Below are 12,781 nucleotides of genomic sequence, written 5' to 3' on the forward strand. Positions count from 1 at the left end.
GGACGCCTTCGCGGGCAAGCCTCGCTCCTACAGGGGAATGCGTTCCAAATGTGGGAGCGGGCTTGCTCGCGAAGGCGGTGTCTCATTCGACGAAGATGTTGAACCGGATGGCCTCTTCGCGAGCAAGCCCGCTCCCACAGGGGAATGCATCTCAAATGTGGGAGCGAGCCTGCTCGCGATGGGTTTATCAGACGCTGAGAAGCAAAAATTCACGCTCCCATGAACTGATCACCCGCTTGAAGTTCTCGTGCTCGGCGCGTTTGACCGCGACATACCCACGCACGAACTTGCTGCCCAGGTAGCGGCCGATGACGTCGCATTCTTCCATTTGGGTCAGGGCGTCTTCGATGGTGATCGGCAGGCGCAGGTTGCGGCGTTCATAGGCGCGGCCTTCCACCGCTGCACTCGGCTCGATGCCGTCGACCATGCCGATGTAACCGCACAAGAGGCTGGCGGCGATCGCCAGGTACGGGTTGGCGTCGGCTCCCGGCAGGCGGTTTTCCACGCGCATCGCTTCCGGGCCGGACGTCGGCACGCGCAGGCCTACGGTGCGGTTTTCCTCGCCCCATTCCACGTTTACCGGCGCCGAGGTGTCCGGGAGGAAACGGCGGAACGAGTTCACGTTGGGGGCGAACATCGGCAGCACCTTGGGGATGTACTTCTGCAAGCCGCCGATGTGCTGGCGGAACAGATCGCTCATCTTGCCGTCGGCATCGGCGAAGATCGGCTTGCCGGTGGCGATGTCCACCACGCTCTGGTGAATGTGCATGGCGCTGCCGGGCTCGTCGCCGATCGGCTTGGCCATGAAGGTTGCGGTCACGTTGTGCTTGAGCGCCGCTTCGCGCAGGGTACGCTTGAACACGGTGATCTGATCGGCAAGATCCAGCGCGTCGCCATGACGGAAATTGATTTCCATCTGCGCCGGGCCGTCTTCGTGGATCAGCGTATCGAGGTCCAGGCCCTGCAGTTCGCACCAGTCGTAGACATCTTCGAACAGCGGATCGAACTCGTTGGCAGCGTCGATGGAGAATGATTGGCGACCGCTTTCCGCGCGACCCGAACGGCCCAGCGGAGCTTTCAACGGCAAATCCGGGTCTTCGCAACGCTGGGTCAGGTAGAACTCCATTTCCGGCGCGACGATCGGCTTCCAGCCCTTGTCGGTGTACAGCTGCAGGACTTTCTTCAGCACGTTGCGCGGCGACAGTTCGATCGGGTTGCCGAACTTGTCGAAGGTGTCGTGAATCACGATTGCGGTCGGCTCGATGGCCCATGGAATCACGTACACCGCATCGGACACCGGCTTGCAGACCATGTCGATGTCGGCCGGGTCCAGCAGGTCGTAGTAGATGTCGTCGTCGACGAAGTCCCCGGTTACCGTTTGCAACAACACACTTTCCGGCAGGCGCATGCCTCGCTCATGCAGGAACTTGTTGGTGGGTGCGATTTTGCCGCGTGCAATGCCGGTCAGGTCACTGACGACGCACTCGACTTCGGTAATCTTGTGATCTTTCAGCCAAGTGAACAGCTGATCGAAAGGGGCATTCATAAAGACCTCGTTATTGGTTTTGTGAACGCGGGGGAAGGGTGATTTCATCTGTCAGGCGCTTCCCACATGACGCGTTGACGACTATCTTGGGCGAGGCTTCAGCTTCCATCTATCCACTTTAAGCAGGACAAAACGCACCAAAAGAGTGCGTAAGGTCACCCATGACAACGTGCAATTCACTGCAGGTTCAAGCGTTCAACACCGCCGATGTCGCCGAGCAGATCCGCGCCACACCAGGATGGGTCCAGCATTACCAACAGATGTCGCCTGGGCATTTCGCAGGCCAGGTGCGCTATCTGGATTTGCAGGGCGTGGAGATTTACGAAGAGTCGATGAACACGCGGGTCGAGCAGAATTTCAGCGCGCCGCCGGGTTCGCTGGCGTTCTGTTTCGACCGCAGCGACAACGCGCTCTACGTGCTCAATGAAGAAAGTCGCAACATCTGGATCACGCCGGAGAACTATCAGGAAATCGCCGTAGTGTTCGGTCCGCAGTTCGTCCAGCGTCATGCACTGGATGTCGCTCGCCTGGAAGGTCTGTTCCTGGCGCCGCTCAATTGCCAGCAGAACGGGTTGTTCAGCCGCTGGCTGAGCAGCACCCTGACGCAGCTGTCGCAAACCATCGACCCGCCGAGCCGCGAAGCCCTGACCGAGCAGTTGCTGGACGATTGCCTGTTCATCCTCGACAACGCCTGTGTTCGTCTGGACCAGGGCGCGTTGCAGCGCCGGGCAGGGGAGCGAGCGATCATGAAACGGGTGGGGGAATGGGCGGCGGATACGCCGGAAGAACAGCTGAACCTGCTGGAGCTGGCGCAGGTCGCCGGGGTTTCATTGCGCCAGTTGCAGCATGCGTTCAAGACCTACACCGGCATGGCCCCGACCCAGTGGCTGCGCCTGCGTCGACTCAACAGCGCCCGGCGTGAATTGCTCAGTCGCACGCCGACGCAAACCACCGTCGCCGAAGTGGCGATGCACTGGTCGTTCTGGCATCTGGGGCGGTTTTCCAGCAGCTACCGCGCGCTGTTCAAGGAGTTGCCCAGCGACACCCTGAAACGCGCGTGCACCGCACAAACTGCAGGGCGCGGGCGGCGTTAGAAGGTCGGCGGGGTGATCACCCAGATCACCACGGCGTCCACGTCACCGGGGTTGCCGTAGCGGTGCGGTTCCTGGCTGGAGAAGCTGAAGCTGTCACCTTCGTTGAGCTGGAAATAACGCTCGCCCACCCACAATTCGAACTGACCGGACAACAGGTAGCCGGCTTCTTCGCCTTCGTGGCTGTAGCTTTGCTGGCTGTAGGTGCCCGGCGGGAAACGCGAGTGGAGCATTTCCAGCTGGCGGTTCGGCGGCGGGGTCAGCAACTGATCGACGATGCCATCCTCGTAATGCACGCTCAGGCGACTGTTCTTGCGCACCACCACGCCATCGTCTTCGGGGTTGGTGTTGGCTTCACTGGCGAAGAACCACTGGATGGTCACGCCCAGGCTGCGGGCGATGTTGAACAGCGCCGGGATCGACGGGTAGGCGAGGTTGCGTTCCAGCTGGCTGATGTAGCCGGCGGTGAGTTCGCTCTGCTGCGCCAGCTCCGCCAGGGTCATGCCCCGACGCTTGCGCAGGCCGCGAATGCGCGTGCCGAGGAAATGCGGCTCGGTGCTGCCGGTGGACGGTGATGGGGTGGTGCTGTTACTCATAGTTGCGAACCTGCATCGTCTGTAGGAGCGAGCATGCTCGCGATGGTGGTCAACGATAATGTTGGCGGCCTGACACCCCGCGGTGCCTGTGCCTCCATCGCGAGCATGCTCGCTCCTACAGGGGGGCGATCATCTGAAGGCCCGGAGTATAAACAGCCTCAAAGCTCCCACGCGACTTTCAGCCCTTCATAAATCGCTTCTTCGGCGGTACGCGGTGCCAGGCAGTCGCCGATGCGGCGGAATTCCACCAGCCCCTTCAACTCATCCCCCAGCGTGTCGACCGGCTGATGCCCCTGGCACAGCACCAGGGTGTCGATGTGCTCCATCAACATCGCCTCGCCACTGGCGGTGTGTTGCAGGTAGACAGTGTTGTCGTCGCAACCGTACAGCCGCGCATAAGGCGTGATTGGAATGCCCAGTTTGTGCAGCTCGCCGGCCAGTTGATCGCGCACGTACAGCGGCAGGTTTTCCCCGCAGTGTGTGCCGTTGACCGCCAGTTGCACGTGATGCCCGGCGCGGGTCAGGCGTTCGGCGATGCCGGGGCCGATCCAGTCGCAGCGCCAGTCGACCACCACCACCGAACGGCCGATCTTCACCTCGTCGCGCAGCACCTGCCAGGCGTCCACCACCTGCAATTCGCCGCCGCGCTCGAAGTGTGGCCAGTAGGGTTCGGCACCGGTGGCGACAAGCACCATGTCCGGCTTTTCCTGCTCTACCAGCGCCCGGTCGACCCGAGTGTTGCGCACCACGCGCACGCCAGCGAGTTCCATTTCCCGTTGCAGGTTGGTGCTGGCACCGCCGAATTCGCTTCGGCGTGGCAGCAATTGCGCGAGCAGCACCTGGCCGCCCAGTTGCGAGCTGGCTTCGTACAACGTCACCTCATGCCCGCGTTGCGCCGCCACTGCAGCAGCCTTCATGCCGGCAGGGCCGCCGCCGGCGATCATGATGCGCTTGCGGGTTTTCGCCGGCTGGCGCTGGCTGAAGATCAGCTCGCGCCCGGTTTCCGGAGCCTGAATGCAGGAAATCGGCAGGCCTTTGTGGAAGTGCCCGATGCATGCCTGATTGCAGGCGATGCAGGCGCGCACGTCTTCGACGTGGCCGGTGTCGGTCTTGTTCGGCATCTGCGGGTCGCAGATCAGGGCGCGGGTCATGCCGCAAACATCGGCCTGGCCCCGGGCGATGATCAGCTCGGCTTCCTGGGGCTGGTTGATGCGCCCGGTGACGAACAGCGGAATGTCCAGGCTGGCTTTGAAAGTCCCGGCTTCCTTGGCCAGGTAGGCCGCCTCGATGGCCATCGGCGGCACGATGTGCACCGCGCCACCGAGGGACGCCGAGGTGCCGGCGACGATGTGCACGTAATCCACTTGCGTCTGCAGCAATTTCACCGCGGCCAGGGATTCGTCCTCGGTCAGGCCTTCCGGGTCGCGCTCGTCGGCGGAAATGCGCAGGCCGACGATGAAGTCTTCATCGGTGCTGGCGCGGATCGCCGCAATGATTTCCCGCAGGAAACGCAGGCGTTGTTCCAGCTCGCCGTTGTAGCCGTCGGTTCGGCGGTTGACCCGCGGATTGATGAACTGCGCGGGCAGATAACCGTGGCTGGCCACCACTTCCACGCCATCGATCCCGGCCTGATGCAGGCGCCGGGCCGCTGCGGCATAACCGGCGACGATCTCGTCGATCATGGCCTGATCCAGCGTACGCGGCATCACCCGGAAGCGCTCGTTCGGCACTGAGGATGCGGAGTAGGCCACCGCCAGCAAACCATCGCTGGACTCCATGATTTCCCGCCCCGGATGGAACACCTGGGACAGCACCACGGTGCCGTGGGCGTGGCAGGTTTCGGCGAGTTTGCGGTATCCATCGATGCACGCATCGTCGGTGGCCATCAGCACATGGGAGGTGTACCGCGCACTGTCATGCACGCCGGCCACCTGCAGCACGATCAGCCCGGCACCACCCTCGGCACGGGCCCGGTGATAGGCAATCAACTGTTCGTTGACCAGGTTGTCGGTGGGCATCGAGGTGTCGTGACCGCTGGACATGATGCGGTTTTTCAGGCGCTTGCCACGGATCTGCAAGGGTTCGAACAGGTGCGCGAAGGCAGGTGTCGAGGTGGACATGGTGCGGGTACTCCAGCGGGTTCAAGCCGAAAGACCGGGTTTTCGGCATTGTTATTATTGGTCTATATAAATTTACCCAAAGTAAAAAAATAACATAAATATTTACTGAAGGTGAAGTTTTACTCGCCGTTATCTCCGGTGAACAGCTCAGTGCGGCTGGACGGGCGTGGGGTTGCGCACGTACTGTCTGCACCTGCCGATCAGCCTGGAGACCCAAAACAATGAACGAGATCGCGACCCACCTGCCGCGCAGTGCCACGGAACAACGACTTCGCGAAGAGTTGGCGGCCTGTTATCGCCTGATTGCGCATTTCCGCATGACTGATCTGATCTTCACCCATATTTCGGTGCGTTTGCCGGGGCCGGAGCATCATTTCCTGATCAACCCTTATGGGCTGATGTTCGACGAAATCACCGCGTCGAATCTGGTGAAGATCGATTTGCAGGGAAGGGCGGTGGAGCCTTCGCCGTATCCGGTCAATCCTGCGGGGTTTGTGATTCACAGCGCGATTCACGGGGCTCGAGAGGATGCGCAATGTGTGTTGCATACCCACACCAAGGCCGGGTGTGCGGTGGCGGCGTTGAAGTGCGGGTTGTTGCCGGTGAATCAGATTTCCATGGAGTTTTATGGTCGGGTTGCGTACCACGACTATGAAGGTGTGGCGCTGGATTTGAGCGAGCAGCAGCGGTTGGTGGCGGACATCGGGGACAAGCCGGTGTTGATGTTGCGTAATCATGGATTGTTGACCGTGGGGGAGACGGTGAGTCAGGCGTTTTTGCGCATGTATTACCTGGAAAAGGCTTGTGAGATACAGCTGGCTGCGCAGGCGGCTGGGGAGTTGGTGTTGCCGTCGGCTGAGGTGTGTGAGCATACCGAGCGGCAGTTCAATGAACCGGGGCGGCCGTTGGAAGAGGGTGAGCTGAGTGATCCGGATGCGATGCAATTAGCTTGGGCGGCGATGTTGCGGTTGTTGGATCGCGTGGCGCCGGGGTATCGGGATTAAGTTGGGTTGATGGTTGGTTGGGCCGGCCTCTTCGCGGGCAAGCCTCGCTCCTACGGGATTCGATGTCGTTCACGAATTCGTGTGCCGCCACCGTCCACTGTAGGAGCGAGGCTTGCCCGCGAAGGCGGTGTTTCAGACAACACCTGTGCTCGGGTGTACTCGATGTTCGCTCTTGCTGTACAGTCGTTCAGCTCACCTTGAAATCCCGAGCCCCATGACTGAACCCAGGAGCATGTCGCCATGAATCAGGAAGCCCGTTTTTCCCGCATGGAACCGGAGGTACGCAAGGCCAATCTGATCGAGGCGACGTTGGTGTGCCTCAAGCGGCATGGCTTCCAGGGCGCTTCGATTCGCAAGATTTCCGCTGAGGCCGGGGTGTCGGTGGGGCTGATCAGCCATCACTATTCCGGCAAGGACGAACTCGTGGCTGAGGCCTACATGTCGATCACCAGCCGGGTCATGACCCTGCTGCGCGACGCCATGGAGCAGGCCGCTCCCAATGCCCGCGAGCGCCTGTCGGCGTTTTTCCGCGGTTCCTTCTCCGCCGAACTGCTCGATCCGCAACTGATCGACGCTTGGCTGGCGTTCTGGGGCGCGGTGAAAACCGCCGAGGCGATCAACAAGGCCCACGATGATTCCTACGGCGAGTACCGCGACATCTTGAGCAAGGTGCTGAAGGACCTTGCAGCGGAAGAGGACTGGGAAAACTTCGACGCCGATCTCGCCGCGATCAGCCTCAGCGCCCTGCTCGATGGCCTGTGGCTGGAGCTTGGCCTGAACCCCGGCACCTTCACCCCTGAGCAGGGCATCCTGATTTGCGAAGCCTGGGTCGATGGGCTTCAGGCCGGTGGCCGCCAGCGTTTCTGCGTGCAGACGAGCAGCTGTTGATCGACTGTTCAGCTATCGATACTCTCAAGCCTTGATGCAGCAAAACACTCTAATAAGAAATACGCCTTCGGGCCTGTGCAGGACACCCAGCAATGACTCCTCGGGTACTGATCGTCGATGACGATCCGCTGATTCGCGATCTGTTGCACGCCTACCTTTCCCAGGAAGGTTACGACGTTCATTGCGCCGCCACGGCGGAACTGGCCGAAACCTTCCTGGCCAGCCAGACCGTGGATCTGGTCATGCTCGACATCCGCTTGCCGGGCAAGGACGGCCTGACCCTGACCCGTGAACTGCGGGTGCGTTCGGAGGTGGGGATCATCCTGATCACCGGGCGCAACGATGAAATCGACCGCATCGTCGGCCTGGAATGCGGTGCCGACGACTACGTGATCAAGCCCCTCAACCCCCGCGAACTGGTGTCCCGGGCGAAGAATCTGATTCGCCGGGTGCGCCACGCGCAATCGCCACAACCTGTGGCCACGGTCGCCAAGCCGGTCAAGCAGTTTGCCGACTGGGCTCTGGACACCGATCGCCGCCGCCTGATCGATCCGGCCGGCGGCGAAACCCTGCTGACCCACGGCGAATACCAGCTGCTCAGCGTGTTCCTGCGCAACAGCGGCCACACCCTCAGTCGCGATCAATTGATGGACCAGATCCGCAACCGCGAATGGGTGCCCAACGATCGCTCCATCGACGTGCTGGTGGGCCGCTTGCGCCGCAAGCTGCACGACGATCCCGCCGAACCGCAATTGATCATCACCATCCATGGCGCCGGCTACCTGTTCACGGCCAGTCTGGCGGCGTGATGGCGGTGCGGCGACTGCTCTGGCTACTGCTGACGCTGGTCGCCAGCCAATGCGCCTTTACGGCAGAGAAAGTGCGCTACTGCGATTATCCGGTCTATCCGCCGATTTCCTGGAGCGACGGCAAGCAGGTTCGTGGCCTGGCGCCGAGCGTGGTGAAGAAACTGTTCGGCGAACTGGGCTACGAGGTCGAGATCGTGGTGCTGGGCAACTGGAAACGCTGCCTGCTCGATGCCGCCGAAGGCCGGGTCGACGTGGTGCTGGCCTACAGCAGTCCGGAGCGCGAGCGCAGCATGCTGTTTTCCACGGTGCCGGTGTTGCGCGAGGAGGTGGCGTTGTTCATCAATCGCCAGCGCCCGGTGAAATTCGAGAAACTCGAAGACCTGGCCCATTACCGCGGCGGCCTGCTGTTCGGTGAAAGCTACGGCCCGGAGTTCGATCGCATGGTGGCGCAGAACAACAACATCGAATGGGTCTCGGACAGTCGGCAGAACTTCGGCAAGCTGATTCGCGGACGCATCGACTTCATCACCCAGGAACGCCGCACCGGCCAGCTGTACGTGGAAAACCTGCCGGGCGCCCAGGACATCGTCGCCTTGCCCAATGCCCTGAGCGTCGACTATCTGCGGGTCGCGGTTTCCCGCCTTTCGCCGTTGGCTGCACACATGCCGCAGATCAACGAGCAATTGCAGCGCATGGCGGACGCCGGTGACATCGAGCGCCTGCTCGACGAGAGCGAAGTGACCTATCGCGACATGATCAATCTGCCGGCGAACGAGCGATGATCCGCGCCCGTCCCGGTGGTCTGTTGCGGCGCCTGCTGCTGTTTATTCTGTTGTTCAGCCTGTGCTTCACCGTGCTCGCCAGCAGCGTGCAGCTGTACATCGAGTATCGCCGGGAAATGCGCGACATCGACTCGCGCATGGAGGTGATCCGCGCTGGCTATCTGGCGAGCCTGGAGCGCAGCCTGTGGGATCTGAACCAGGAGCAGTTGAACGTGCAATTGCGCGGCCTGGTGGATTTTTCCGATGTGGCGCGGGTGCACCTGACCAGCGCCGATTACGATCTGGTGCACGGCAATCCGGACCCCATCGGGCCGTTGCGTATCGAGCGCTTTGCCCTGGATTACCAACCGCCATCCGGACCGTTGCGCCACCTTGGCGAGCTGGAAGTCAGCACCGACCTGGGCGCGGTATATCAACGCCTGTACGCGAGCGGCCTGACCAGCCTGTTGTGGATGGGCGCGTTTCTCTGTGGTCTCGCGGTGGCGCTGTCGGGTCTGTTCTATCGCCTGGTCACCCGTCATCTGAAAGTCATGGCCGAATTCGCTCGCAGTATTGCCGCCGGACGTTGGCATGAGCCTTTGCATCTGGGCAAGCGGCGCGGTGCACTGGAAGACGAAATCGACACCGTGGCCCACGCCCTGGACGACATGCGCCGGGCGATCCTCAGCGACATCGACCGCCGGGAAAGCGATCGCCTGGCCTTGCAGGACAACCGCGACGAACTGCAACGGATGGTCGAGCGACGCACCGCCAGCCTGATGCGCGCCAAAGAGGAAGCCGAAGCGGCCAACCACGCCAAGTCACGGTTCCTGGCGACCATGAGCCACGAGTTGCGCACGCCACTGAACGGCATTCTTGGTATGGCCGAACTGCTGCGCGGCGCCAGTCTGAACCCGCAGGACAGCAAGCGTCTGGACGCCCTGCACAAGGCCGGCGAAGGGCTGCTGAGCATCCTTAATGAAGTGCTGTTTTTCGCGAAACTGGAGGAGGGCGCGAGTCTGCCCGAGCCGGTGGACTTTTCGCTTCGCCAGTTGCTCGACGAAGTGCTGACCCTGCTCGAACCCAAGGCGCTCACCAACGAGACCATCCTTCTGTGCCGCGTCGATGAGCGGGTGGCGGCGCGTCATCACGGCGCCGAGCAATTTCTGCGGCAGATCCTCAGCAACCTGCTGGCCAACGCGATCAAATTCACCCAGGACGGCGAAGTCAGTGTCGAAGTGGCTTTGCTCGCGCAATCTGAAGGGCAGCATTTGCGGGTCAGCGTCACCGATAACGGCATCGGCATCACGCCCGAGATGCAGGCGAAGATTTTCGAGCGTTTCACCCAGGCCAGCGAAGAAATCGCCCAGCGCTTTGGCGGCACCGGCCTGGGGCTGGCGATCTGCAAACATCTGGTGGAATACATGGGCGGCAGCATCGGCGTCAGCAGTGAGGTCGGGCGCGGCAGTTGTTTCTGGTTCGAACTGACGTTGCAGGCGGCGGGCGAAGTCATCGATGAGGCGCCGGTCAGCACGCCGGGCGCGGCGCTGGACATTCTGGTGGTCGAGGATGTGGCGCTCAATCGCGAAGTGGCCGAGGGACTGCTCCAGCTCGATGGGCATCGGGTGTGGCTGGCCGAAGACGCGGAGCAGGCGTTGCAACAGTGCGCCGGTCAGGTGTTCGACCTGATTCTGCTGGATGTGCACCTGCCAGGCATGAGTGGTGTCGAGTTGTGCAGCCGGTTGCGCGCAAGCGTTGGGCCGAATCGCCGGACGCCAATGATTGCGCTGACCGCCAGCGTCCAGCCGGCGCTTGTTCGCAGTTATCTGGACGCGGGAATGGACGGTATCCTCGCCAAACCGCTGAAGCTCGAAAGCCTGCGCCAGGTGCTGGCGGGGCAGGCCACGGTCAAGGAGCCTCTGCAAGCGGGCGGGACCATGGACTGGCAGCTGCTGCAAACCCATCGCACCTTGCTCGGCGAGCAGAAAGTGCAAGGGTTGCTGACGGTGTTGCGAGACTCGATCCTGCAGCACCGCGAAGCGCTGAATGAAGCGATCGAGGCCGACGATTGCACGGAAGTCGCGCAACTGGCACATCGGTTGGCCGGTAGTGGCGATTCCCTTGGCTTTCGCGGGCTGGCCGAGGTGTTGAGAAGGCTGGAAAGCGCGGCGTTGGGCAACGATGGATCTGCGATCCGAGGGCTGGCACCGACCGTTCAGGCGCAGATTCAGCGGGCGTTGCAAATCCTCGAAGACCTGCTGCAACGCTGAAATACATTTTTGTTACAACCTTCTACAACTGCGAACTTTACGTTCAACGGCAACTTACATGGCTTTCCAATAATCGACGCAACCGCCGCAGCGCGGTCTTCGAAGCTTATTGGAGATAATAATAATGATCCGCCGTAAAGCTGCTCCTTCCCTGCGCCGTGACGTCCTGTCATGCGCCTCGCACCTCTCTGAATGTTGAGGTGCCGACAATGACCTCAAACACTGATCGTCAAGGCATCCACCTGACCCGCGCCCTGAAAAGCCGGCACATTTTCATGCTGTCTTTGGGCGGCGTCATCGGCACCGGGCTGTTCATGGGCTCGGGCGTGACCATCAATCAGGGCGGCCCGTTGGGCGCGATCCTGGCCTATCTTGTAGCCGGTTTCCTGATGTACCTGGTGATGGTCTGCCTGGGCGAACTGTCGGTGCAGATGCCGGTGTCCGGTTCGTTCCAGACCCACGCCACCAAATACATCGGCCCGGCGACCGGCTTCATGATCGGCTGGGTGTACTGGATGAGTTGGGCCACCACCGTGGGCCTCGAGTTCACTGCCGCCGGGATGCTCATGACCCGCTGGTTCCCGACGGTGCCGATCTGGTACTGGTCGGCGTTTTTCGTGGTGGTGCTGTTCGGTCTCAATGCCTTGGCGACCCGTGCGTTCGGCGAGGCTGAATACTGGTTCTCGGGGATCAAGGTGGCGGCGATTCTCGGGTTTATCGTGGTGGGTGTGCTGGTGATCTTCGGCGTGATGCCGCTGACCAGTGGCGCACCGGCGCCAATGGCCGACAATCTGATCGGCGATTCACTGTTCCCCAACGGCCTGTCGGCAGTGTTCGCAGTGATGATGACCGTGGTCTACGCCTTCCAGGGCTGCGAGATCATGGGCGTGGCGGCAGGTGAAACCGATCAGCCGGAAAAAAGCATTCCGCGTGCCGTGCGCAACGTGGTGTTCCGCGTGCTGATTTTCTACGTGCTGGCGATCATCGTGTTGTCGGCGATCGTACCGTGGCAGCAGGCGGGTTTGATGGAGAGTCCGTTCGTGCAGGTGTTCGACATGGTCGGCATTCCTTACGCCGCGGACCTGATGAACTTCGTGATCCTCACGGCGATCCTTTCGGTGGGCAACTCGGGACTGTATGCCTCGACACGCATCCTGTGGGCGATGTCGAAAACCGGCATGGCGCCGAAAAGCCTGTCGCCATTGAGCAAGCGCGGTGTGCCGTTGCGCGCCCTGAGCATCACCCTGTGCTTTGCCCTGGTGTCGCTGCTGACCAGCTTCGTTGCGGCGGACACGCTGTTCATGGTGCTGATGGCGGTGAGCGGCATGGCCGGCACCGTGACCTGGATTGTCATCGCCCTGGCGCAGTACAAATTCCGCAAGGCGTACCTGCGTGACGGCGGCAAACTCAGCGATCTGAAATACCGCGCCCCGTGGTTCCCGGTGTTGCCGCTGACGTGTATTGCACTGTGCTGCTCGCTGTTCGTGTTCCTGGCGCTGGACGAGACCCAACGGCCTTCGCTGTATTGGGGTTTTGGGTTTATTGTGCTGTGCTATGGCGTGTACTTCCTGTTCCATCGCAAGCGTGAAGCGGTGCTGGCGCCGAGCTTGCCGAGCGCCTGATTTTTCAAAACCCTGCATGACCCACTGTGGGAGCGAGCCTGCTCGCGATAGCGGTTCAACAGTCAACAGCGATG

10 protein-coding genes are annotated in these 12,781 nt (G+C 61.6%); 7 read left to right on the plus strand and 3 right to left on the minus strand.

The genetic code is table 11. The annotated features are described in order from the left end of the window. Window positions 1–187 precede the first annotated feature (187 nt). Window positions 188–1,546 carry a glutamine synthetase family protein gene (locus tag ACW9JE_RS22950; protein WP_224533323.1) on the minus strand — a complete coding sequence of 453 codons (1,359 nt, stop codon included), beginning with the start codon at window positions 1,544–1,546 and terminating at the stop codon, window positions 188–190. A 161-nt stretch (window positions 1,547–1,707) separates the two neighbouring features. Here ACW9JE_RS22950 and ACW9JE_RS22955 point away from each other — a divergent pair, with 161 nt between their 5' ends. Then, window positions 1,708–2,640, plus strand: a complete 933-nt coding sequence (locus ACW9JE_RS22955) for a helix-turn-helix domain-containing protein (protein WP_457434036.1) — start codon at window positions 1,708–1,710, stop codon at window positions 2,638–2,640. Here ACW9JE_RS22955 and ACW9JE_RS22960 read toward each other — a convergent pair. Together ACW9JE_RS22960 and ACW9JE_RS22965 are read right to left on the minus strand one after the other, a co-directional pair. Then, window positions 2,637–3,233, minus strand: coding sequence for a cupin domain-containing protein (locus ACW9JE_RS22960; RefSeq protein WP_224533325.1), 597 nt, complete (start codon window positions 3,231–3,233; stop codon window positions 2,637–2,639). The genes ACW9JE_RS22955 and ACW9JE_RS22960 overlap by 4 nt on opposite strands. Window positions 3,234–3,391: 158 nt before the next feature. Beyond that, complete coding sequence (locus tag ACW9JE_RS22965; protein WP_457434037.1) at window positions 3,392–5,353, minus strand: oxidoreductase; 1,962 nt, start codon at window positions 5,351–5,353, stop codon at window positions 3,392–3,394. 221 nt (window positions 5,354–5,574) lie between these two features. On the opposite strand from ACW9JE_RS22965, the gene ACW9JE_RS22970 reads away from it, so the two are divergent. From ACW9JE_RS22970 to ACW9JE_RS22995, 6 genes are all read left to right on the plus strand, one after another. Beyond that, the gene (locus tag ACW9JE_RS22970; RefSeq protein WP_224533327.1) at window positions 5,575–6,357 is read left to right on the plus strand and encodes a class II aldolase/adducin family protein; all 783 of its coding nucleotides are present in this window, start codon (window positions 5,575–5,577) and stop codon (window positions 6,355–6,357) included. Window positions 6,358–6,597: 240 nt separating this feature from the next. Further along, on the plus strand, window positions 6,598–7,245 hold the full coding sequence (locus ACW9JE_RS22975; RefSeq protein WP_224533328.1) for a TetR family transcriptional regulator C-terminal domain-containing protein: 648 nt from the start codon (window positions 6,598–6,600) through the stop codon (window positions 7,243–7,245). Window positions 7,246–7,337: 92 nt separating this feature from the next. After that, window positions 7,338–8,054, plus strand: coding sequence for a response regulator (locus tag ACW9JE_RS22980; protein ID WP_224533329.1), 717 nt, complete (start codon window positions 7,338–7,340; stop codon window positions 8,052–8,054). Between the two features lie 5 nt (window positions 8,055–8,059). Continuing rightward, window positions 8,060–8,836: a substrate-binding periplasmic protein gene (locus ACW9JE_RS22985; RefSeq protein WP_457434040.1), complete on the plus strand. Its 777-nt coding sequence runs from the start codon at window positions 8,060–8,062 to the stop codon at window positions 8,834–8,836. Beyond that, complete coding sequence (locus ACW9JE_RS22990) at window positions 8,833–11,085, plus strand: ATP-binding protein (RefSeq protein WP_457434038.1); 2,253 nt, start codon at window positions 8,833–8,835, stop codon at window positions 11,083–11,085. The genes ACW9JE_RS22985 and ACW9JE_RS22990 overlap by 4 nt, the downstream gene beginning before the upstream one ends. Window positions 11,086–11,294: 209 nt before the next feature. Then, window positions 11,295–12,707 carry an amino acid permease gene (locus ACW9JE_RS22995; RefSeq protein WP_457434039.1) on the plus strand — a complete coding sequence of 471 codons (1,413 nt, stop codon included), beginning with the start codon at window positions 11,295–11,297 and terminating at the stop codon, window positions 12,705–12,707. The last annotated feature ends 74 nt before the right edge of the window (window positions 12,708–12,781 follow it).

The sequence above is a fragment of the Pseudomonas sp. SDO55104_S430 genome (assembly GCF_054070595.1).